We start from the raw sequence: 22,634 nt of genomic DNA on the forward strand, positions 1-22,634 counted from the left end.
AAGGCCGACTTGCGACCTCAGCAACAGAAAATCCAGCGAATTCGTCCGACAAAGCCCGGAAACTGCTCTGACACAGGCTTCATGGCGGTACTCGGAGTGCGTTTATAGCAAGAAATTCAATCGAGCGGCTGTATATAGAAGACAAACGGCTAACGAAGACCTGCGACCGATGACTCTCGACCGCCAGAGTTTTCATTCAGAACTGCCCTGTAGCCTTCGCATCCCCCCGGATTCAGGGGCGCTGCCGTCCATATAAAAGAACAGATCTGAAGGATTACCCATGTCCAGTACAGATCTGCACCAAACGCATCGCCAGCGACAGGCGCCCGCAGAGCGAGCGGATCAGGGTCGACGAAATTCCCCAACAGGTAGACTTCGACGACTGACAATTGCTTCAAGCTCGGCTAGGTTATGCCTTCCCACCGGTTCGACTTGAAGGAACGCGTCATGAAACTGATCGGCATGCTCGACTCCCCTTACGTGCGGCGCGTGGCGATCTCCGCCAAGCGCCTGGGCATCGACCTCGAACACGAGTCGGTCTCGGTGTTCCGCCACTTCGAACAATTCCAGCAGATCAACCCGGTGGTCAAAGCGCCGACACTGATCCTCGACGACGGCGTCGTACTGATGGACTCCACGCTCATCCTCGACTACCTCGAAGCCGCCACCGGCAAAACCCTGCTGCCGAAAGACCTGAGCCAACGCGCCCAAGCCCTGCGCCTGATCGGCCTCAGCCTCGCCGCTTGCGAAAAAGCCGTGCAGCTCTACTACGAACGCAACCTGCGCCCGGCCGACATCCAATACCAACCGTGGGTCGAACGCGTCGAAAGCCAACTCGCCGCCGCCTTCACCGCCCTCGAAAAACAACTTGAAACCTACCACCTGCCCACCGACGGCACGCTCGCCCAGGATGGCATCAGCCTCGCGGTCGCGTGGAGCTTCACCGGCCTCGTCGTACCCGACCAGATCGACAACCACCGCTACCCGCGCATCGCCCAATACACCGCCTACGCGGAAAGCCTCGAAGCCTTCATCAACACCCCGATGACCTGACCATGAGCACAACCGACACCGCCGCACCCGCGCTCAAAGAAATCTTCAACGCCGAACGCCTGCAACATATCGCCGACGAAATGAGCGCGGTGTACCCCGCGTTCAAAGCCAAAGCGTTTCTCAAACATGCCAATCAAGGACTCGCCGAATTATCGGTGATGCAGCGCATGGCGCGCGTCAGCGAAAGCCTGCACGCTGTTTTGCCGCTCGGGTATGAAGATTCCCTCGAAGTGCTGTTTGAACTTGCTCCGAGGCTGAACAGCGGATTCGTCAGCATGTGCCTGCCGCACTATGTCGCCAGCTATGGCGGACATGCGTTCGATACCTCGATGGATGCGCTGAAGTACTTCACCACGTTTGGCTCTTCTGAATTCGCCATCCGCCACTTTCTGCGCAGAGACCTGGAACGCTCGCTGGAACTGATGCATGAGTGGGCGCTGGATGAGAATCACCATGTACGCCGCCTGGCCAGCGAAGGCAGCCGCCCTCGCCTGCCCTGGTCGTTTCGACTGGAAGCGGTGCAGGCGAATCCAAATTTAGCGGCGGGGATATTGGATCGGTTGAAGGCGGACGAGAGTTTGTACGTCCGCAAGTCCGTGGCGAATCATTTGAATGATGTAACGAAGGAACATCCGGGTTGGGTGCTGGATGTGATTGAGGGGTGGTCGCTGGAGGAAAAGCATACGGCGTGGATTGCCAAGCATGCGTTGCGGAGTTTGATTAAGCAGGGGGATATGCGCGCGCTGGCGGTAATTGGTGCGGGGAAGAAGGCTGAGGTTGAGTTGGTGGATGTGCGGGTTGAGCCGGGGGTGGTGCGGTTGGGGGATGCGATTGGTTTGTCGTTTTCGGTGAAGTCGACGGTGGCACATGAACAGCGGTTGGTGATTGATTATGCGATTGACTATGTGAAGGCGAATGGCGGGGTTTCGCGGAAGGTTTTTAAGTTGAAGGTGGTGGATTTGGTTGAGTTTGGGGAGGTGGTTGTGGGTAGAAGGCAGGTGATAAAGGATTTTACGACGCGGAAGCATTTTGGTGGGGTGCATGGGGTTTGGGTGATGGTTAATGGGGCGGTTTTGGGGAGTAGTGAGTTTGAAATCCTTGTTTAAGGAAACTCATGATTGAAATGAGCGCCCGAACCAGCTCCCGTATGTACCAATGGCTTGCAACCTCAAGCCTGCGACCCCTATAGCCAAACCATCGCATTGCCATCAACAGTCTTTGCGTAGATGGACATCGGTGAAGAGATACGGTTTTTAGCAGATGATTTTTTCTCCCATGATGAACATGGGAACAGATTTATTTTTTGAATCTTAAGCTATCGAGATCTATCTCGACATAAATCCCTCGCTCACCCTTGTAGAGGGAGATCGCAGACACGGCGAGCACTGATTGTAAGAATTCAACCAGCATACTGAGGCAGTTGTTTGTCGACATCGTAGTCGGTCGCACCACTATTGCCTTATCCGACTCGTCGTCGTAAATCCTGACGACAAACTCTTCCATTTCATTCCGAATCACGTAGTTGAAACCACGGTAGTCATAACCCACTTCGTGGTCGACATCGTCAAAGCGTGTAGTGCTTTCTATTCTCAAAATTGCTTTCTCAGAATTCACAGAGCGTGAACCGATGATAGTCCGTCACTCCGAAAACCGAATGAGGGGGGAGCTCGTAAAGCGTTCTATTCAGGAACGCGCAAACTACCAACTCCCATACGGGATACCGTACTTGTCGATATATGCCTTCGCCTTTTCACCGACGGGATACGCATACCGGCCACCATGCTTTCCCTGCTCCGGGCCTAGCGGTTCAATCTCGCCCTGCCCCCTAGCGACCACGACCGGTTCTCGACATGAGTCCTTGACCCACGCTTGAAGCACACCGCCTGGGGCGAGCCCTACGTAAAGCGACGCCATGAATCGAGCGGTTTTCTCAGGTGTTTCCGGACAGCGCTGGTGCGTCGACTTCACCATCAGTTGTCTCGCCTCCTCTGGAATGGCAATGAAACCCCTGTAGGTTTTTTGCTCTGTTATGGACTGCCAACGCGCAAAGATGAGTTTGGGCAAGTCGGCGCCAATCACCGGCATTCCGGAACCAGTTACAGCACCCCAACCTCGGGCCGACTCGGCTTCCAGGCTTGGTTGTCCACTGGCAGCAGTGCTCTTACCAGCTCTGAAAGAGACCCTGTCATTAATATCTTGGACGGAGCTGTCCTCGACCCAGACTTTCATGTAGTTCGGCTCCACGAACACCAACTCCCACCAAGGATACTTAGGGTCGTTTTCGCCAGTCTCGGGGCCTGCCAACTGGCATCCCACCAGAAGTAATGCGCCCAGCAGTGTCACGAATCCTTTCATTTCGAAGCTTCCCATAACTTGTAACGACTACCAGCTACCGTAAGGAATCCCGAATTTTTCGATATAGCGTTTGGATTTTTCACTGATGGGGTATGCGTAACGCCCTTCGGTTTTCCCCTGACTCGGCCCCAGCGGTTCGACCTCGGCTTTTGCCTTGGCCACTTCGATTGGATGGTGGCAGGAATCTCTGACCCACACTTGCACAACGCCCCCGGGAGCCAAGCCAAGATAGACCGAAGATATATAGGTGGCTGTTTGATCTGGCGTTTTCTCGCAACGCTGGTTAATTGAAGTAAGCATCAGTTGCCTGGCTTTTTCCGGTATATCAATCCAGGCGCGGTAGGTTTGAGGTTCTACGATAGATTGCCAGCGAACGTAGATTCGCTTCGGGAGATCGGCGCCAACCACTGGTCTCGCAGAGGCGCCCACACCATCCCAACCTCGGGCGGAGTCGGTTCCATCCTCCGGTTGCCCACCTGATGCAGATCCACTGCCTGTGCGCAGAAACGTTTTTCCCTTGATGTCCTCCACCGCCGTGTCTTCAACCCAGACTTTCATGTAATCAGGTTCGACAAAGCCGAGTTCCCACCATGGGAATTTAGGGTCATTTGCGCCAGACGCTGAGTCTCCGGTCTGGCATCCCGCCAACAATAATCCGCTCAGCAGCACCACGATTCCTTTCATTACCAGAGCATCCAATCTGTTTTCTTGATTACCAACTGCCAAACGGAATGCCGAACTTCTCGATATATCGCTTGGATTTTTCATTGACCGGGTACGCGTAACGACCTTGGTTTTTACCTTGACTCGGGCCCAACGGTTCGATTTCGGCTTGAGCCCTGGCGACTTTGACGGGGTGGTGGCACGAGTTTCTTACCCAGACCTGTACTACGCCGCCGGGAGCCAGCCCCAAATACATTGAGGAAATATAGCGTCCCTCTTGCTCTGGAGTTTTTGCGCAGCGTTGGTTGACCGAAGTCAGCATTAGTTGTCTGGCTTCTTCGGGTATATCAATCCACGCACGATAGGTTTGAGGTTCTACGATGGATTGCCACCGAACGAAAATTCGCTTGGGGAGGTCAGCGCCCACCACTGCTTTTGCTGAACTTCCTACACCGTGCCAACCGCGTGCAGACTCGGTTCCATCTTCTGGTTGACCGCCCGATGCGGATCCACCACCAGTGCTGAGAAACGTCTCGCCCTTAATATCTACGACAGACGTGTCTTCCACCCAAACCTTCATGTAATGAGGTTCGGCAAAACCGAGCTCCCACCAAGGCGACTTCGGATCATTTTTGGCCGATAACGGATCACTTGACTGACAACCAGCCACTAGCAGCACGCAAAACGCGATTAACAATCGACTCATTTGACGGCTACCAACTCCCGTAAGGGATGCCGTACTGGTCGATATAACGCTTGGCTTTTTCGCTCACTGGATAGGCATAGCGACCACCGTTCTTCCCCTGTTCGGGGCCTAGCGGTTCAATTTCGCCTTGAACTCGCGCCACTTTAATTGGCCGTCGGCATGAATCTCTTACCCACACTTGCACCACGCCGCCCGGAGCGAGCCCTAAATACACTGAGGCCATGAAGCGCGCCGTTTTCTCTGGTGTATCTGGACAGCGCCGAGTAGTGGAGGTCACCATAATTTGTCGGGCTTCCTCGGGGATATCGACCCACGCCTGCCAGGTTTTCTGCTCTGCAATTGATTGCCAGCGGACATAGATACGCTCAGGTAGATCGGCACCCACCACTCTCTTCCCGCTACCACCCACTGCTGTCCAGCCCCGGGCAGTTTCCTTTCCGTTGTCAGGCTCTCCACCTGCCGCGGAGCCGCCACCAGCCCGGAAGTAAACCTTACCGGTAATGTCTTGGACAGAGCTGTCCTCTACCCAGACTTTCATGTAATCAGGTTCAGTAAAGGCCAGTTCCCACCATTCGGACTTTGGATCGCTTTCGCCCGATAGCGGATTACTTGACTGACAACCGGCAACCCACAACGCGCAAAAAAGAGTAAGGATCCGTTTCATTCGCGGATGACTCACCAACTCCCGTAAGGGATTCCGTATTTTTCGATATACCGCTTTGCCTTTTCACTGACTGGGTATGCGTAACGCCCTTCGTTCTTTCCTTGGCTCGGCCCCAATGGCTCGATCTCGGCCTGCCCTCGCGCGACTTTAACCGGGTGATTACAAGAGTCTCTTACCCAAACCTGCACGACACCACCGGGTGCTAGACCTAAGTAGACCGATGCCATAGACCTGGCCTCTTGATCAGGGGCTTGCGGACAACGTTGGTTGACGGATTGCACCATCAACTGCCTGGCCTGCTCTGGAATATCTACCCAGGCTTGCCACGTTTTCTGTTCGGCGATCGATTGCCAGCGAACCCATATCCGAACGGGCAAATCTGCCCCCACTACTCTCCTGCCACTGCCCCCGACTCCCCCAGTCCAACCCCGGGCTGACTCTGTACCGTCCTCAGGCTCTCCGCCCGCAGCGGTACCGCCGCCAACCTTTAAGAAAATCTTGCCATTAATGTCTTGCACAGAGCTGTTCTCTACCCAGACTTTCATATAGTCCGGCTCAGTGAACGCCAGCTCCCACCATTCAGATTTCGGGTCATTTTTCGCTGAAAGCGAATCAGCAGATTGGCAGCCAGTAATGAACAAGGCGCATAGCAGGGTAAAAAATAATTTCATTACCAGAGTTTCCAGTCAGCTACGTGAGGGTGCTGTACGCGAATCGAGTCAGCTGTGGGAGCATTGATGTAAACGGCGCGCAGACCACTGCCATCCCGTCTACCAAGAGGATGGTTCCAGTTTGCGGACATATGAATGTACTTGAGTTTCAACATCTGATCTTCTTGCGAAGACGTCTCGTAGTTCCCTGAAAGAAATCGATCACACAGCGCTTTAAGCTCGGTGGGGACAGCCAACTCTGGGGTATCCGGAATGTCGTCAAACCGAACACCTTTCTCTTTGGCCAATTGGTGCATCACTCGTAGATAAACCCTAGAGAGAGTGCCACTCACTGGGCGTTTGAGTTGCACCGCGGCATAAACGCGCTTCCTACGTGGGGCGAGCCGATCCTGCTGATCAACTGGCAAGAGAAGTGCATCAGGGGTGACGATCTCTAGCATGTCATCTGGCCAGCCTTTGGCGATCCACTGACTCTTCACAGTCACCGCATCACGGTAAATCGAGGTCGTAGAGACATCAGTAAACTGCGAGACCTCTAGCGTTTGCATCGGACTGATGAGTACACACTCTCGGATCTCCTCAAGGTAGCCACCGCCAATATCGGAATGAACCCCTGGCAGGGTTATTTCCAAGTGATCGGCTTTGACGCGACTTAATGCGAAGTTCGCCCGACATTCGTCACGGGCCGATAGCTGAACTACATCTGTGAAGAAACGACGGTCAAGGTAAAGCTTGATACCCGTAGCGATAGGGCTTTTGACGTCACCCAAATTCGACCATCCAGAAATCGAAGCGACCGTATCGAAGAGGCCGATAAACCCCATGTTGATGCTACTTTTGTATTCATCAATGAAGGTTCGGCTGAGAGCATTGGCATTGCTGCGTAAAATCTCCCCCAGCGGGCCCTGTTTTCCGCGTACAACCTCGTTGGCAAAGTGCCGAGCGGCGGCAGCTCCGCGACTGAAGCCAAATGCATCAAAAGTCAGGGAAGTAATTTCACTATTGGGGTTGTTGTCCAACACGTCCTTGATACGCAGCTTGATGTCTGTGAAGGAGCGTTGCACACACCCGGCGACGCCCGTGTCACCTCGGCCGGTTCCGGCACCGAAGGTGCTGTCTTCCTCGCCTGATCGAGTTCCGATCCCCTCGACGTAGATCATTCGAAACGCTTGCTTCCGTGAACCATCCCCTTCGGCCTTCTGAGGTGCGAAGTACAACAAACTCAGCTTTTGCACATTGCTGACATCGTTGCCATAACTGCTATCCGGATCCCCCATATACGGTTTGCAACTCGCAGGAATATCCTGCGGCGCAATCGGATGCTGCGCGCCACACAGCAAACCAGCCGCTGTGTTATTCGCGTTATTACCCGTCCCATCAAAGAAAACCCCAATCCTCAACGCGATCCCGATTTTCTCAGGTTCGGGCGCAGGCGCTTTCCCATATTTCTCATACTCAGCCCAACGCTGGGCATGAATATCGACGGGTTTGGCTTCTTCGTAGCGGTAGTTTTTAGGCGGGTTGGGAACGTATCCACTCATCCATGATTCCTTGTTCTGATCCTTGAAGAACGGCCCGAAGGGTGACAGTCGAGGCCGGGGGGCGCAAGGCGTGGCCCTGTGCCAGCCACCGTGAGACACCGTGTGTCGAGGAGGGTTTCCTCCTCGACCGGATGGCTGGCTATTTAGCGATTTCGACGTTGTCCAGCGCTTGGTTGACGGCCAGTTCACCGAGCATCACGACCTGAGCGATGCCGAGCAATGTCTTGCGATGCGAGGTGTTCAGCACGGCTGCGAAGTCGTTGAGCATGGTGGTGGCGCTGCCGAGGGATTCGCTGGCGTTGGCCAGCAGGGATTCGGTGTCGTACGCCGGGTTGGCGAGGAACATGGATTCGGGTTCGTTGGTGGTGGCCATGATGTCGGCGGGGCCGAGGTAGTGGTCGAGGGCGCGTTCGGCGGCTTCGTGGAGTTTTTTCGAGTCGAGGGATTCGTAGGGGGATGTGGTGTCGGTTGCGGGAGGGTTGGGGGTTACTTTGAACATGGTGAAACTCCTGATTGTTCACTAGGAGCTACCGGCATCACTTGCAGATGATGGGTGGCAGCTATGCGCGGGTCTGCAAGACCGGGAAACCAGGAACCCGGCAGACCCGAAGGTCTCCCGCACAAAGCCGCCATTGAGTGGACACGATCACGCGTCCTTTGGCAGGGCTATGCGTCTGATTTTCCGGCGGGCTTGCAGACCCGTTCACTGATGAGCAGTGACAGGAATCAAGGTACGGAGTGAGCGCCAGACGCACAAGCCGGGCGATTCTGGCTTAGTCGTAGGCAAAGGCGCAAGGCGTTGTAGGGCATACCTGGTTACCGCAGGCTTCGGTTAAACAGGCGCGCTTTTTCCGTTTAAACGGGGAATGATCCAATTGATAAACGTCACTGATCCTTACTCTCGACGCAGTTTCTTCGGCAACTACACCTAATGGATCATTGGCGAGATATAGACAGTGTTCGTTGAACCCTAAACACCACGCTCGGTGCTTGGCCCGGCACATCGTCCAGCACACCGAAGCGGCGCATTCCTATTTTCTCCAGAACCCTGATTGACGCTTCATGATCAGGCCTGACCAGTCCAAAGACCTCTGGCAAACAAAGGTTTTCAAATGCATGGATCAATGCCGCTTGAGCAGCCTCTGTCGCATAACCGTGCCCCCATGCCTCGACGGCGAAGCGATATCCGAGGTTTATTACCCGTTTACCGAGATAGTCATGAGCCGCGATGCCCGCAAACCCCAGTATGCGATCAGGGGCGTCGATCCTGCTGATGACCCACCAGCCATAGCCATCACTGGCCCAATGATCAAGCCAGCGGTCAAGCAGCGCTTGAGCTTGTTCGACGCTGGATATAGGCCCGGCCGGATTGAACAGGTTAGTCTGCGGATCGCCGAAAACCGCGAATACAGCAGGCAGATCTGCGTGCCGGGGTTGTCTGTAATTCAAGCGCGAGGGGGTAGTTGACATAAATCTATCCTTTATAAAAACAGACTCATCAAGCCTTTTAAAGAAGGGCAGTCGTATAGTGTCAACGCTCTGAGTCAATGTTGAACCACGGACGAAGATGCCCGACAAGCCTGTCTTCGGCAAAGAAACGCTCGGCGACTGCGTTATCCGGAAACTCATCGCACCAGGAAAAACCGACGTTGTTGTTTATCAATGTCAGGGGAGCGTCTTCACGTGGGAAAACGTGCTCGATGCCAAATCGTAACTGGCATGAGGACGTTCGAGGCTTCGCCTTATTGTTCCCTGTTAAGGGTGGGTGCGCGCGGCCAGCGGACGCGCGCAAAAGATGCTGCCCCAGCCGACGCCGTAAATTGGTCGCCTTACCAACATATAAACAAGGGTACGGTGCATCAGTCGGCCACCAATCGTGGTAATGCACATCGACGTCAGAACCACCGGGGCACTTCAGAATGATATGCCGATTCGCGCGCATTAGTTGATCGCGGCATCCAACCCACCAGAATGCGTAAACGCCTGCGCTCGGCGGTACGGTGGTCGTGTGACTCTTTGAAAACAGATGTTCGACACGGTGCACTGATTGGGTGTTGAGCATATGGTTTGTGAGCGATTGCCACGCCTTATGCACTTCTGGTGCGAGCTTCCTGTCGTTGAGTGTGTCCATTTTTTCTCACTACATGGGTGGATCGTTTGGAACGATAGATGTTTTGCCGTTTTAGGCCACTCACGATTTTATCTATTGACCGAAACGACGTCATAGCGAGCAGGCTCGCTCCTACAGGGGATCGTGTTCAGGATCAAAAATCGCAGCCATTGGCAACTTAATAACTGCACCGACTTGCCCAACCATTTGCATTCGATCTGACCAATCATTTGCATTCTATTTGACCATCACGCTGCGTGGTCATGACTGGTAGAGAGCGATCCAAAGCGACCACTCACTCGTTCCTATGGAACCTGAGATCGTTTATTTCCGATTTTTTCCAGGTATGGCAGACTCCTCGTTTTTCGCGGACGCCTCACGAGTAAACTATGGAGATTCGCAAGTTCAGAATCGGGGATGAGATTGCGTTGTTCCAAGTTTTTTACTCTGCAATTCATACAATCGCGTCACGCGATTACACTGTCGATCAAATAGATGCTTGGGCCCCTGCTGATCTTGATCAGGCGCTATGGGCGGAGCACCTTCGAAATCTTCGCCCGTTCGTTGCCGAGTCAGACGGAAAAATAGTGGGCTATGCCGACCTTCAACCGAACGGTTACATCGACCACTTTTTCGTGTCGGGTACTCATCCTCGGAAAGGAATAGGCACCTTACTCATGAACCGAATTCATGAAGAAGCCAGGTTTCTTGGCATTGACGAACTCACGTCAGATGTAAGCATGACTGCTGAACCGTTCTTTGAATTGCATGGTTTTCATGTAGTGCGACGAGGATTTCCGATCCGTAGGGGTATAACGCTTCAGAATGCATTCATGCAGAAAAACCTAAAGCGCGGCACATGAATGCTCGGGTTGGATCAGAGCTCTTAAGTGTCAACGACCTCGCCCATAATCAAAGGGTGTTCCCCCGCGTCGTTTGGCCGACCAGCATAAGCAGCAATTTCGCAGCAGCTTTAGGGTTTTAGTTGGCCATCCGGAATTGTGCCGGAGTAGATCGGTTCTACCGGGCCGCTTAGGGTGACGTTGCCTTTGCCGCTCCATTGGACGTAAACGCTACCGCCGTCGCATTCGACTTCGACGTTGTGATCGAGCAGGCCTTTGCGGATGCCATTGACGGCGGCACCGCAGGCGCATGAACCGGAGCCGAGCGGAATGCCGCCGTTACGCTCCCAGATGCGTAAGCGAATGTGCTGACGATCAATCACTTGCACGAAGTGCACATTGGTTTTGCGAGGAAACAATGGATTGCTTTCAATCGCCGGGCCAAGCGCGGCAATGTCGAGGCCACTGAGGTCGTCAATGAAATACGTGCAATGCGGATTGCCCATGCTGCACGCGACCGGATTGCCAGGCATTGGCAATGCAAGCGTGTCGTGTTCCTCGGCCAGCGGAATGTCCATCCAGTGAAAAAGCGGCTCACCCATATCAACCGAGATCAATCCGCTGGATGTGCGTTCGCAATTGAGCAGGCCGCGCGTTGTGCGCAGGGTGATCGATTTTCGGCTGGCCTCGCGCATCAATCGGTCGGCAGCGCCACGGGTTGCGCTGCCGCAGACATCAAGCACCGAACCATCGGCGTTCCAGAATTCCAGTCGGGCATCGGCGTCCGCACAGTCGAGCAGCACGGCGAGTTGGTTGAAGCCGATGCCTCGGTGGCGGTCGCCCAGTCGCTGGGCGATTGCGCCGGTGATCGGGTTGGCGCTGTGACGGGCGTCGACGAGGATGAAGTCGTCGCCGTTGGCGTGCATTTTATGGAAGCTGAGCGGCATCGGTGGCGCCTTGGCTGTGTGTCGTGTGAATGAGGACTGCCCTCATTTTTTGCTGTTGGCCAGATGATGCGCGACCAGTGCGTTGGCGTGGCCGTGGCCCATGCCGTGTTCGGTCTTGAGCCAGTCGACCAGTTCCATGTGCTTTTTGTCGGTGTGGCCGGCGAGCAGGTTGAGCCAGTGGTCGATGGGCTGACCGTAGTTCTTTTCGATGGAAGGGAAGTAGGACGCCGGGCCTTTTACTTTGTTGTCTTCGCTCATGGTGGTGCCTCCCTGTGAATATTCATCAATAAAGCTGCCGAAGAATCTACCTGATTCTGGCGCTTTCAGGCCGCCAGAATCAAAAGATCGCAGCCTTCGGCAGCGCCTACACACGATCAATGTAGGAGCTGCCGAAGGCTGCGATCTTTTGATCTTCAAGGCACAGTAGCTGGAGGCCTCTCATTTTGCCGATCATTCATTTCAACCATTGAACGCTGCAACGTCTCCGGAAACGCCACCCACAACAACACCAACGCCACCGCCGCCACCCCCGCCAACGTCAAAAACGCCGCACTGTACCCCGCCGCCTGAACCACAAACCCCGCCAGGCTATTACTCAACGCCGCGCCCAATCCAAACACGGTCGACAGCGCCCCCAGACTGACATTGAAGTGCCCGGTACCCAACGTCAGATCCTTCACCACCACCGGAAATAGCGCGCCGAAAATCCCCGCGCCGATGCCGTCGAGCAATTGCACCGCAACCAGCCAATAAGGGTCGTCGGACAAGATGTAAAGCACGCCGCGCAACGGCAAAATCAAGAAGCCAGCGAGCAGCAGCGGTTTGCGTCCCCAGACATCGGCCTTGGCCCCGACCAGCAACGCGACCGGCACCATGACCAATTGCGCCGCGACGATGCAGGCAGAGGTCAACGGTGTGGCCATCTGCAAATTGGCTTGCGCGAGTTTTTGGCTCACCAGCGGCAGCATCGCCGCGTTCGCCAAGTGGAACAACGCGCAGCAGATGGCGAACAACAACAGCGGTCTGTTCTTGAGCAAGACCGTCAGTCCCGAGGGTTGTGTGCCGTGCCCTACCCCGCCGGGATCGAGGCCCCGCGCGACGTCGTGGTCGATGGCTTTGGGCGAAACGAAAGAGACGGCGATGACGCTGGCAATCGCCATCGCCGCCATCAGATAGAACACCGCGACCGGGCCGAACAGGTAGGCGAACACCCCGGCCAACAATGCCGCGCAGGCGTTGCCGGCGTGGTTGAAGGTTTCGTTGCGCCCGGTGCGGCGGGTGAAGGCGCGCGGGCCGGTAATGCCGAGGGTGATCGCGGAAATGGCCGGCGCAAAAATCGAGGCGGCGACGGCGCTAAGGGCTTGGGTCAATGCGACCAGACTGAAGGACGTCACGAACGGCAGCAGCAGACAACTGCCGGTCACCAGCAGCGCCGCAATCGCAATGATCGCCCGTTTGCGCCGGGTGTTATCGACCAGCGCACCCGCCGGCGTTTGCGTGACGAGCGCGGCGATGCCGGCGATGGTCATGACCAGTCCGATGCTCGCCGGATCCCAGTGATGCACCGCCAGCAGGTAAATCGCCAAATAAGGGCCGAGCCCGTCGCGCACGTCCGCGAGGAAAAAGTTGAGGCTGTCGAGCGACAGGTTATTGCGACGATCGAGGTGTGTGGCCACGGGCAGCGTCTTCAATGTTCGAGGTCGTGGGAATTGAATCAACCTCCGCTGAGTGAGTGACCTGTGGCGCGAGAACTTAGTTGCATGGGCCGGCTGCGTTCAGCCGGCCGGGCGCTTAGATCGAACGCTGATTCACGCGATTCATGAGTTGCTCGGCGCTTTCTTTGCGTTCGGAATAGCGGTCGACCAGATGCGTTTGTTGGCCACGCAGCAACAGCGTGAATTTCACCAGTTCTTCCATCACATCGACGACGCGGTCGTAGAACGGTGAAGGTTTCATTCGCCCGGCGTCGTCGAATTCCATGTAGGCCTTCGGCACCGAGGATTGGTTGGGGATGGTGAACATGCGCATCCAGCGGCCCAACACGCGCAATTGGTTAACCACGTTGAACGACTGCGAACCGCCGCAGACTTGCATCACCGCGAGGGTTTTGCCTTGGGTCGGGCGCACGGCGCCGAGTTCCAGCGGGATCCAGTCGATCTGCGCCTTGAACACGGCAGACATGGCGCCGTGACGTTCCGGCGAGCACCACACCTGCCCTTCCGACCACAGCACCAGCTCGCGCAGTTCTTGTACTTTCGGATGATCGACGGGGACGTCATCGGGCAACGGCAAACCGGAAGGATTGAAGATGCGTGTTTCGGCGCCGAAGTGTTCGAGCAGGCGTGCGGCCTCTTCGACCAGCAAGCGGCTGAAGGAGCGCTCGCGGGTCGAGCCGTAGAGCAGCAGGATGCGCGGTTTGTGTTCGCCTGGGGTCGAGGGTTTGACGTCGTCGAACAGGCTTGGGTCGAGGTTAGGCAAATGGTCGGACATGGGTTCTCCTTAGAGCGCGCCGATGCGGTCGAGCTCGCGTTGCAGTTGCTCGCGGCGGAGTCGGGCGAAGGGCAATTCGAGGAAGGCTTGGCAGCGCAGTTCGATGCGCGCGAGGGTGGCGTGGAAAGCGGCGTTGATCGCGGCTTCGTCGCCGTTCACTTCGGACGGATCTTCCAGTCCCCAATGGGTTTTGAGGGCCGGGCCGAAGTACACCGGACAGGTCTCGCCGGCAGCTTTGTAGCAGACGGTGATGACGATGTCGGGCGGGTTATCTTCGAAGGCGTCGTTGCCTTTGCTGTGCAGGCCGTCGATGGCGATGCCGGCCTGTTGCAGCGTGGTCAGACTGCGCGGCAGCACCTGCCCTTTCGGGAAACTGCCAGCGCTGACGGCTACGAATCCGGCGGGTGCCAGGTGATTGAACAGGGCTTCTGAGAGGATGCTGCGGCAGCTGTTGGCCGTGCACATAAACAGGATTCGCATGGGTTGCTCCGGTAGAAGATTCAGCAGCACGCGGCGTCGCGCACGGGACGGCCATCCATGTTGTGCAGGCGTGCGGCGTTGTCCTTGAGCCACTCGGTGTTGGCCTTGGCCGTCACTTGCAGGATGTCGCCAATCCACGCTGGCAGATCCGGATTGAGGCGGTAATAGACCCATTGGCCCTGCCGGCGATCGAGCAACAGACCGTTGCTGCGCAGTTGCGCGAGGTGGCGGCTGATTTTTGGCTGGCTGTCATCGAGCGCACACATCAGCTCGCAGACGCAGAGCTCACCTTGATTGGCGATCAGCAGAATGGCGCGGACACGGGTTTCATCGGCCAGGCTTTTGAAGACTTCGGTGGGGCTGATCATCGGGCGGGCTCGATACATATGGAAGGCCGAATATACGGATTTCCATATATTAATCAACCCAGATCAAAAGATCGCAGCCTTCGGCAGCTCCTACACCGATCTCTGTAGGAGCTGCCGACGGCTGCGATCTTTTGATCTTCACAGGTTAAGCAACAACCCCTGCTCCGCCTCACACAACCCCACCACATAGTCCCAAACCACCCGCAGCCGCACCGACTTGTGCAGCTCCCGCCGTGTGCTGATCCAGTAGCTGCGCTCGATGCTCTCATCCGGGAGTAACGGCACAAGATCAGGATCCGACGCCGCCATGTAGCAAGGCAACACCGCAATCCCCAACCCCGACCGCGCCGCTTCCTGCTGGGCGATGACGCTGGTGCTATGAAACACCACCCGTGGGCTGCGGCAGAAGCTGTTGAGGAACATCAGTTCCTGGCTGAACAGCAAATCGTCGACATAACCGATCCACGCATGCCGGCCCAAATCCTCACGGCTGTTCAATGGCGGCGCTTTGTCGAGGTAGCTTTGGCTGGCATAAAGCGCCAATCGATAATCGGTGAGTTTGCGCGTGACCAGCATGTCCGCCGCCGGCCGTTCCAGATGAATACTGATCTCCGCCTCGCGATTGAGAATGCTGACAAAACGCGGCACGGCGACCAGTTCCACTTCCAGTCCCGGATAGCGCTCGAACAAGCCGATCATGCGGCTGGCGAGGAATTTGATGCCGAGCCCCTCAGTCACGCCAACGCGAATCTTGCCCAGCGGCGCCGTCGATTGAGTGATCTCTTCCTGCGCCAGCAACGCCACGTTCTCCATCGCCTCCGCATGCTTGAGCAGCGCCTCCCCCGCCGGGGTCATTTCATAACCTTGCGCGTGCTGGACAAACAACGCAGTGCCGAGGCTTTTTTCGATGGCTTCAATGTGGCGGGCGACGGTGGCGTGGGTGGTGTTGAGGCGCCGGGCGGCGGTGAGCAGGCGGCCGCTGCGTTGCAGTTCGAGAAAAAACCGCAGGTCGTTCCAGTCGAACATGCTGTGTCCTTGTCGGCTATTGTCTAGTGAGGCTGTTTAAAAACGCACAGCGGCTGCGCAAAAACTAACATTCTTTTGACGAAAGCTAACAACTAGAGTGTCCGACAACAAAAACAATAAGTGAGGTCAGGGAATGCAGACTTCCCTCGATGAATTCGACTACATCGTGGTCGGCGCCGGCCCCGCCGGGTGCTTGCTGGCCAATCGGCTGTCGGCCGATCCGCAGCAGCGCGTGTTGCTGCTCGAAGCCGGCGGACGCGACAACTATGCGTGGATTCACATTCCTGTGGGTTACCTGTTCTGCATCGGTAATCCGCGCACCGACTGGTGCTTCAAAACCGAACAACAAGCCGGCCTCAATGGCCGCGCGCTGAGCTATCCGCGCGGCAAAGTGCTGGGCGGCTGCTCGTCGATCAACGGCATGATCTACATGCGCGGCCAGGCCAATGATTACGACGGCTGGGCGGCCGAGGGCAATCCGGGCTGGGCCTGGAACGACGTGCTGCCGCTGTTCAAACAGAGCGAAAACCACTTTGCCGGCGCCGCTGATTTTCACGGTGCCAAAGGCGAATGGCGGGTCGAACAACAGCGCTTGTCGTGGCCGATTCTCGATGCGTTTCGCAGTGCGGCGGAACAGAGCGGCATCGCCAGCATCGATGACTTCAATCAGGGCGACAACGAGGGTTGCGGCTACTTTCAGGTCAATCAGAAATCCGGCGTGCGCTGGAACGCGGCGAAGGCGTTTCTGAAACCGGTACGCGACCGGGCGAACCTGACGGTGCTGACCGGGGTTGAGGTGGATCGTGTCCTGCTGGAGAACGGTCGCGCCTCAAAAGTCAGTGCGCGGCATGAAGGTCAGGTCAAACAGTTCAAGGCGCGCAAAGAGATCGTGTTGTGCGCGGGATCGGTCGGTTCACCGAGCATTTTGCAGCGCTCCGGGATTGGCCCGCGACCGCTGCTGGAACGCCTTGGTATCGGCGTGATTCATGAGTTGCCGGGCGTCGGCGGCAATCTGCAGGATCACCTGCAATTGCGCCTGATCTACAAGCTGGAAAACGCGCGCACGCTGAACCAGATCGCCGGCAGTGTGTGGGGCAAGATGGGCATGGGCCTGCGTTATTTGTATGACCGCAGTGGGCCGCTGTCGATGGCGCCGAGTCAGTTGGGCGCGTTTGCGCGTTCGGGGCCGGAGCAGACCTCGGCGAATCTGGAATATCACGTGCAACCGTTGTCGCTGGAGCGCTTTGGCGAGCCGTTGCACAGCTTTCCCGCGTTTACCGCTTCTGTCTGCGATTTGCGTCCGCAGAGTCGTGGGCGCATCGACATTCGTTCGGCGGATCCGCAGGAAGCGCCGCTGATTCAACCCAACTACCTTAGTCATCCAGAGGATTTGCGTGTGGCGGCGGATGCGATTCGGCTGACCCGGCGCATCGTCAGCGCCCCTGCCTTGCAAGCGTTCAAACCGGTGGAATATTTGCCCGGCGCGAGTTTGCAAAGTGAAGAGGAATTGCATCAGGCAGCGGCGACGATCGGCACGACGATTTTCCACCCGGTCGGCACGTGTCGGATGGGTAACGACGGTGATTCGGTGGTCGATGCGCAGTTACGCGTGCACGGTGTGCCCGGATTGCGCATCGCTGACGCCTCGATCATGCCGCGCATCACCTCGGGCAACACCTGTTCGCCTACGCTGATGATTGCCGAGAAAGCGGCACAACTCATTCTCAACCCCAACACCAGGAGCAGCACCGCAAAACCGGAACTGGCCCAAACCCTGTAGGAGCTGCCGAAGGCTGCGATCTTTTGACTTTGAATTTTTGAAATCAAAACCGGATCAAAAGATCGCAGCCTGCGGCAGCTCCTACAGGGATATGCGTTTGATTCATGGACATCGAGCATCAGTGGAACAACAAAAACAATCACTGTGAGGGATACCGATATGTCAGAACACGCTCAGCCGCTGGCCGCTGCGAGCAGCGCCACAACCAGCAACGACACACAAAAAGTCATCTTCGCTTCATCACTGGGGACGGTGTTCGAGTGGTATGACTTCTTCCTCTACGGCGCCCTCGCGGCGGTGATCAGCAAGCAGTTTTTCGCCGGGGTCAACGACACCACGGCGTTCATCTTTGCGCTGATGGCGTTCGCCGCAGGCTTTATCGTGCGGCCGTTCGGGGCGCTGGTGTTCGGTCGGTTGGGAGACATGATCGGGCGCAAATACACCTTCCTCGCGACGATCATTTTGATGGGCGTGGCGACGTTCTGCGTCGGCCTGCTGCCGACCTACGCCAGCATCGGCATCGCCGCGCCGATCATTCTGGTGGTGCTGCGCATGCTTCAGGGCCTGGCGCTCGGCGGTGAATACGGCGGCGCGGCGACCTACGTGGCGGAACACGCGCCGATCGGCAAACGCGGTTTCCACACCAGCTGGATTCAGTCCACCGCGACCCTCGGCCTGTTGCTGTCGTTGCTCGTCGTGCTCGGTTGCCGCTACTTCACTGGCGATCAGTTTGAAGTGTGGGGCTGGCGCATTCCGTTCCTGCTGTCGATCGTGCTGCTGGGCATTTCCACCTGGATTCGCCTGAGCCTGCACGAGTCGCCGGCCTATCTGAAAATGAAAGAAGAAGGCAAAACCTCCAAGGCGCCGATCCGCGAATCCTTTGGTAAATGGGAAAACCTCAAAGTCGTGTTGATCGCGCTGTTCAGCATCAACGCCGGGCAAGCGGTGACCTTCTACGCGGCGCAGTTCTACGTGCTGTTCTTCCTCACCCAGTTCCTGAAAATGGATCCGGCGGTGGCCAACACCTTGCTGATTATCAGCGTGGTGATCGGTGCACCGTTCTTCATCATTTTCGGCTGGCTGTCGGACAAGGTCGGACGCAAACCGGTGCTGATGCTCGGCCTGCTGCTGGCGACGGCGCTGTACTTCCCGATCTTCAAATCGCTGGCGCACTACGCCAACCCGGCCATCGATCAGGCCAGCCGTCAGGCGCCGATCACGGTGATGGCGGATCCGGCGACCTGCACTTTCCAGTTCGATCCGGTCGGCAAGGCGAAATTCGACAGTCCGTGCGACAAGGCGAAAACCTTCCTGGTCAAGCAAGGCCTGCCCTACTCCAGCGTCGCTGCGCCGGCTGGCAGTGCGATACAAATCAGCGTCGGTGACGTGAAGCTCGACGGCTACGACGAAGCCGCTTTGCGCGGCGCGATCACCCTCGCCGGCTACCCGCAACAGGCCGATGCGCAACAGATCAACAAGCCGATGATTGTCGCGCTGATCGTGGCGCTGATCATTATTTCGGCCATGTGCTACGGGCCGCTGGCGGCGCTGATGGTTGAACTGTTCCCGACGCGGATTCGCTACACCTCGATGTCGCTGCCGTACCACATTGGCAACGGCTGGTTCGGCGGATTTCTGCCAACGGTGTCGTTTGCGTTGGTGGTGTACACCGGGGATATTTTTTATGGGCTGTGGTACCCGGTGTTGATTACCGGCGTGAGCCTGGTGGTGGGGATGATCTTTTTGCGTGAGACCAAAAACATCGACCTCGATAAGAACTAACCCCACCCATTATTTCCCAGTTGAAAGAAAACCTGTGGCGAGGGGATTTATCCCCGATGGGGTGCGAAGCGCCCCCAAAACCTGCAACCAAGGTGTACCTGACACACCGAGTTGAAGGCATTGGGGCTGCTTCGCAACCCATCGGGGATGAATCCCCTCACCACAGGGGCTCAGCTCGGCCATCGCGTTTCGCGCCCACCCGCCAAATCTCGTCTACGATAACCCTCACCCTTTTTAATCCCTGCGGCGCAGGACTGCGTTGGTGACGTGGGGTCGAATCGAGCACTCCATCATGCCCGCCTCCCGCTTCGCCCTCGCGCAAACCACCATCACCCTCGACGCCCGTCCTGATCGCCTCGACCTGCGCGACCGGATCTTCACCGCGCGCGTGCAATCACTGCCCGCCTCGTTCCCGGCAGACACTGAAGTCAGCAGCCAACTGGCCGATTATCTCGGCCGCGAAATGGTGCTGTACCAAGGCAAGGAAGGCGCCTGCACCGGGTTCGGCCTGTCCGCCGTGATCAACTATTTGCTGTGGCGCCGCGATCGTGATTCGGTGAAAACCAGCCCGCGCCAGCTCTACCATTTGGCCAAGCTCTACGACGAATGGCCTGGCGAGGATTACGCCGGTTCCAGTTGCCGTGGCGCGCTCAAGGGCTGGCACAAGCACGGCGTCTGCGAGAAAAGTCTGTGGCCCTACACCGTCGCCGCCGACGGCTCGGTGCCGGACTTTGAAGCCCCCGCGCCGAACTGGGCGGAAGACGCCGTCACTCGCCCGCTCGGGGTTTATTACCGTGTGGAAAAAGACGACATCACGTCGATGATGGCGGCGCTCTACGAAACCGGCGCGCTGTACGTGTCGGCCAATGTCCATTCCGGTTGGGCGCTGAAACCCAAGGCCAACACCAAAGCCTTCCAGAGCACGGCGCAGTTGCCGGTGATCAAATGGAACGCCAAGCCTCAGGGCGGCCACGCCTTCGCGTTGATCGGCTACACCCATGATGGTTTTATCGTGCAGAACTCCTGGTCGACCGATTGGGGTTACTCGGGTTTTGCAATTCTCACCTACGAGGACTGGCTGGCCAACGGCACCGATGCCTGGGCCGTGGGACTTGGCGTGCCGATCAGACACGGCGCGATTTCGCGCAATGCGCGGCTCGATAAAGCGCAGGGAGAATCGGTGTTCCGTGATGCCTTGCCGACCTCCAGCGCCAAGCGTGAAGGCGTCTCGCTGTTCTCCGCTGAAGCACCGACAGCCGCCCGCAAAGGCCCGGCCGCGCTGACCAACGATCAGGCTTACGGGCTGACCATCGTCATGGAAAACAACGGCAGCATCGGCCCACGCTTGACCGATGTGGAAAACGTGCGCGCCGCCGTTGCGCGCATCGTCCGCGAATCGCCCAAAGCCTGGTTCGACAAACTCCCCGCCGGGCAAAAACCGAAAATTCTGCGCATCGCGATCTACGCCCACGGCGGGCTCAACTCGGAGCAGGATTCGATCAAACGCATCTGCGCGATGGCGCCGTACTTCCTCGAAAACGGCGTCTATCCGCTGTTCATCACTTGGCGCACCGGGGTGCTGGAGACATTGACCGACATCGTCAAAGACGCCCTGCCCGGCCTGTTTCCAGATTCAGGGGGCTTGGGCGACGTGTTCAAAGTGATCAAGGACAAAGCCACCGAAGGTCTGGATCGCACCGTGGAAATGGCCACGAAAAAACTCGGTGGCGATCAGTGGAGCCAGATGAAGCAGAACGCCGAGGCCGCGTCGGTGGCCGGATTCACCCCGCGCGGGCTGATTGAAACGGCCGACAATCTGAAAAAATTCACGGCGGATGTCGGCGCCAACGAGATCGAATTGCACCTGATCGGCCACTCCGCCGGCTCGCTGATTAATGGCCACCTGATCCAGTTGCTCTGGGCGAGAGGCCTGACGATTGCGACTTCAACGCTGCTCGCGCCAGCCTGCACGCTCGACTTCGCCAACTCGACCTTCCGCAAAGTCATCGAGGGCGGCGGCCTCAAGCGCAAGGACTTCCACCTGCACATGATGTCGGACAACCGCGAGCAGGATGACAACGTCATCGGTGTCTATCACAAGTCGCTGCTCTATCTGGTGTCGCGCTCCTATGAAGAATTGCAGCGCATGCCGTTGCTCGGCATGGCCAAGAGTCTCGACGGCGCGTATCAGGACTTCAGCAAACCTGATTTGTGCGAGTGGAACATCGCCGCGCAGGACATGACCGTGCAATGGAACAATTTCTACTGGGGCAACAAAATCCCCACAGGTTTTGCCCTGACCGGCAACGGCTTAAGTGCAGAGTCGGCGAAAACCCTGCACCTCTACAACGACGTGAAAATGACCTATGGGCCGGGCACTAAAGCAGACACCTCGCACGGTGGTTTTGATAATGACTTGAACGCGATGACCACCACGCTGAAGACGATTCTGCGGCTCGGCCCCGATGCGAAACTGGATCAGCCGTTTATCGACCTGAACTACTAGGGCTCGGCCTTGATCACTTCGAACTTCACTTGATCGGGGTAGAACGCCACGTAATCGCGGATCGGCGCGACCGAGACTTTGGGGTTTTCGTATGTCCACACGGCGTTGGCGCCTTCGTGTCCGGGGATTTGCAGACTGAAATAACTGGCGTCGCCCTTGTACGGGCAATAACTGGTGTGGTCAGTGCGGGCGAAATATTTTTCGTCGATGTCTTCGCGGGGGACGTAATAGACCGGCGGGTAATTGGCTTCGTTGAGGATCAGCACGTGTGAGGAAGCGGCGACCTGGATGCCGTGGAATTTCACCAGCAGGCAACCGACGAGTTGTTCGAGGTTGATGACAGGGCTGGGGCCGGAGGTTTTCATGGAGGTTTCTCCTGAGGACTGCGAAGAGACCGGTTCAGGTATAGCCCAAGTGATGTGTTTGCGGGTGGTGGACAGCCGAACGGCAAGAGCCCCTCACCCCAGCCCTCTCCCAGGGGTAGAGGGAGCAGACTGAGGTGTCTGGCGTCATGCGCCGACCTGGATGTGCTGTGTCGATTATGGATTCCCAACCGATCATTCAAGTCGGTGTACTTCCCCAATATCCCCCAATCAGTCCCCTCTCCCTTTGGGAGAGGGCTAGGGTGAGGGCCAACAGACCCCGCAACA

23 protein-coding genes are annotated in these 22,634 nt (G+C 57.1%); 6 read left to right on the forward strand and 17 right to left on the reverse strand.

Annotated elements, in window-relative coordinates; genetic code table 11:
• The first annotated feature begins 447 nt into the window (after nt 1-447).
• Nucleotides 448-1,053, forward strand: a complete 606-nt coding sequence (locus ACIOMO_RS05820) for a glutathione S-transferase (protein ID WP_401238895.1) — start codon at nt 448-450, stop codon at nt 1,051-1,053.
• A 2-nt stretch (nt 1,054-1,055) separates the two neighbouring features.
• Nucleotides 1,056-2,159 (forward strand): DNA alkylation repair protein, encoded by a 1,104-nt coding sequence (locus ACIOMO_RS05825; RefSeq protein WP_401238898.1) that lies wholly within the window; start codon nt 1,056-1,058, stop codon nt 2,157-2,159.
• 592 nt (nt 2,160-2,751) lie between these two features.
• Here the strand turns inward: ACIOMO_RS05825 and ACIOMO_RS05830 are convergent.
• The 9 genes from ACIOMO_RS05830 to ACIOMO_RS05870 form a co-directional block, all read right to left on the reverse strand.
• Nucleotides 2,752-3,408, reverse strand: a complete 657-nt coding sequence (locus ACIOMO_RS05830; protein WP_401238900.1) for a DUF2931 family protein — start codon at nt 3,406-3,408, stop codon at nt 2,752-2,754.
• A gap of 27 nt (nt 3,409-3,435) precedes the next feature.
• The gene (locus ACIOMO_RS05835) at nt 3,436-4,092 is read right to left on the reverse strand and encodes a DUF2931 family protein (protein ID WP_401239446.1); all 657 of its coding nucleotides are present in this window, start codon (nt 4,090-4,092) and stop codon (nt 3,436-3,438) included.
• Between the two features lie 28 nt (nt 4,093-4,120).
• The gene (locus ACIOMO_RS05840; RefSeq protein WP_401238903.1) at nt 4,121-4,777 is read right to left on the reverse strand and encodes a DUF2931 family protein; all 657 of its coding nucleotides are present in this window, start codon (nt 4,775-4,777) and stop codon (nt 4,121-4,123) included.
• Nucleotides 4,778-4,784: 7 nt separating this feature from the next.
• Nucleotides 4,785-5,441 carry a DUF2931 family protein gene (locus ACIOMO_RS05845; protein WP_401238905.1) on the reverse strand — a complete coding sequence of 219 codons (657 nt, stop codon included), beginning with the start codon at nt 5,439-5,441 and terminating at the stop codon, nt 4,785-4,787.
• 11 nt (nt 5,442-5,452) lie between these two features.
• Nucleotides 5,453-6,112 (reverse strand): DUF2931 family protein, encoded by a 660-nt coding sequence (locus ACIOMO_RS05850; protein WP_401238908.1) that lies wholly within the window; start codon nt 6,110-6,112, stop codon nt 5,453-5,455.
• Nucleotides 6,112-7,653, reverse strand: a complete 1,542-nt coding sequence (locus ACIOMO_RS05855; protein ID WP_401238910.1) for a DUF2235 domain-containing protein — start codon at nt 7,651-7,653, stop codon at nt 6,112-6,114. The genes ACIOMO_RS05850 and ACIOMO_RS05855 overlap by 1 nt, the downstream gene beginning before the upstream one ends.
• A gap of 139 nt (nt 7,654-7,792) precedes the next feature.
• Nucleotides 7,793-8,152 (reverse strand): DUF6124 family protein, encoded by a 360-nt coding sequence (locus tag ACIOMO_RS05860; RefSeq protein ID WP_401238913.1) that lies wholly within the window; start codon nt 8,150-8,152, stop codon nt 7,793-7,795.
• A gap of 437 nt (nt 8,153-8,589) precedes the next feature.
• Nucleotides 8,590-9,123, reverse strand: coding sequence for a GNAT family N-acetyltransferase (locus tag ACIOMO_RS05865; RefSeq protein WP_401238916.1), 534 nt, complete (start codon nt 9,121-9,123; stop codon nt 8,590-8,592).
• A gap of 61 nt (nt 9,124-9,184) precedes the next feature.
• The gene (locus ACIOMO_RS05870; protein ID WP_401238918.1) at nt 9,185-9,784 is read right to left on the reverse strand and encodes a hypothetical protein; all 600 of its coding nucleotides are present in this window, start codon (nt 9,782-9,784) and stop codon (nt 9,185-9,187) included.
• Between the two features lie 368 nt (nt 9,785-10,152).
• Here ACIOMO_RS05870 and ACIOMO_RS05875 point away from each other — a divergent pair, with 368 nt between their 5' ends.
• Nucleotides 10,153-10,626: a GNAT family N-acetyltransferase gene (locus ACIOMO_RS05875; protein WP_401238920.1), complete on the forward strand. Its 474-nt coding sequence runs from the start codon at nt 10,153-10,155 to the stop codon at nt 10,624-10,626.
• 110 nt (nt 10,627-10,736) lie between these two features.
• Here the strand turns inward: ACIOMO_RS05875 and dapF are convergent, their stop codons facing one another.
• The 7 genes from dapF to ACIOMO_RS05910 form a co-directional block, all read right to left on the reverse strand.
• Nucleotides 10,737-11,552, reverse strand: coding sequence for a diaminopimelate epimerase (dapF, locus tag ACIOMO_RS05880; RefSeq protein WP_401238923.1), 816 nt, complete (start codon nt 11,550-11,552; stop codon nt 10,737-10,739).
• 42 nt (nt 11,553-11,594) lie between these two features.
• Nucleotides 11,595-11,810, reverse strand: a complete 216-nt coding sequence (locus ACIOMO_RS05885) for a DUF4287 domain-containing protein (RefSeq protein WP_401238925.1) — start codon at nt 11,808-11,810, stop codon at nt 11,595-11,597.
• A gap of 155 nt (nt 11,811-11,965) precedes the next feature.
• Entirely contained in the window at nt 11,966-13,228 is a 1,263-nt protein-coding gene (locus tag ACIOMO_RS05890) for an MFS transporter (RefSeq protein ID WP_401238927.1), read from the reverse strand.
• Nucleotides 13,229-13,343: 115 nt separating this feature from the next.
• Nucleotides 13,344-14,042, reverse strand: coding sequence for an arsenical resistance protein ArsH (arsH, locus tag ACIOMO_RS05895; protein ID WP_401238930.1), 699 nt, complete (start codon nt 14,040-14,042; stop codon nt 13,344-13,346).
• A gap of 9 nt (nt 14,043-14,051) precedes the next feature.
• On the reverse strand, nt 14,052-14,522 hold the full coding sequence (locus ACIOMO_RS05900; protein WP_401238932.1) for an arsenate reductase ArsC: 471 nt from the start codon (nt 14,520-14,522) through the stop codon (nt 14,052-14,054).
• 20 nt (nt 14,523-14,542) lie between these two features.
• Nucleotides 14,543-14,890, reverse strand: coding sequence for a metalloregulator ArsR/SmtB family transcription factor (locus tag ACIOMO_RS05905; protein WP_159815183.1), 348 nt, complete (start codon nt 14,888-14,890; stop codon nt 14,543-14,545).
• Nucleotides 14,891-15,028: 138 nt separating this feature from the next.
• Entirely contained in the window at nt 15,029-15,916 is an 888-nt protein-coding gene (locus ACIOMO_RS05910) for a LysR family transcriptional regulator (protein WP_212545940.1), read from the reverse strand.
• Nucleotides 15,917-16,049: 133 nt separating this feature from the next.
• On the opposite strand from ACIOMO_RS05910, the gene ACIOMO_RS05915 reads away from it, so the two are divergent.
• The 3 genes from ACIOMO_RS05915 (at nt 16,050) to ACIOMO_RS05925 (ending at nt 21,984) form a co-directional block, all read left to right on the forward strand.
• Nucleotides 16,050-17,696 carry a GMC family oxidoreductase gene (locus tag ACIOMO_RS05915; RefSeq protein WP_401238936.1) on the forward strand — a complete coding sequence of 549 codons (1,647 nt, stop codon included), beginning with the start codon at nt 16,050-16,052 and terminating at the stop codon, nt 17,694-17,696.
• A 159-nt stretch (nt 17,697-17,855) separates the two neighbouring features.
• Nucleotides 17,856-19,478 carry an MFS transporter gene (locus ACIOMO_RS05920; RefSeq protein ID WP_053121012.1) on the forward strand — a complete coding sequence of 541 codons (1,623 nt, stop codon included), beginning with the start codon at nt 17,856-17,858 and terminating at the stop codon, nt 19,476-19,478.
• 292 nt (nt 19,479-19,770) lie between these two features.
• On the forward strand, nt 19,771-21,984 hold the full coding sequence (locus tag ACIOMO_RS05925) for a C1 family peptidase (RefSeq protein ID WP_401238939.1): 2,214 nt from the start codon (nt 19,771-19,773) through the stop codon (nt 21,982-21,984).
• On the opposite strand, the gene ACIOMO_RS05930 is transcribed toward ACIOMO_RS05925, so the two are convergent.
• Entirely contained in the window at nt 21,981-22,349 is a 369-nt protein-coding gene (locus ACIOMO_RS05930) for a DUF427 domain-containing protein (protein WP_159815188.1), read from the reverse strand. The two genes, ACIOMO_RS05925 and ACIOMO_RS05930, sit on opposite strands and share 4 nt — an antisense overlap.
• Nucleotides 22,350-22,634: the final 285 nt, after the last annotated feature.

The sequence above is a fragment of the Pseudomonas sp. NPDC087804 genome, assembly GCF_044742965.1.
Classification (GTDB): Bacteria; Pseudomonadota; Gammaproteobacteria; order Pseudomonadales; family Pseudomonadaceae; genus Aquipseudomonas; species Aquipseudomonas rustica.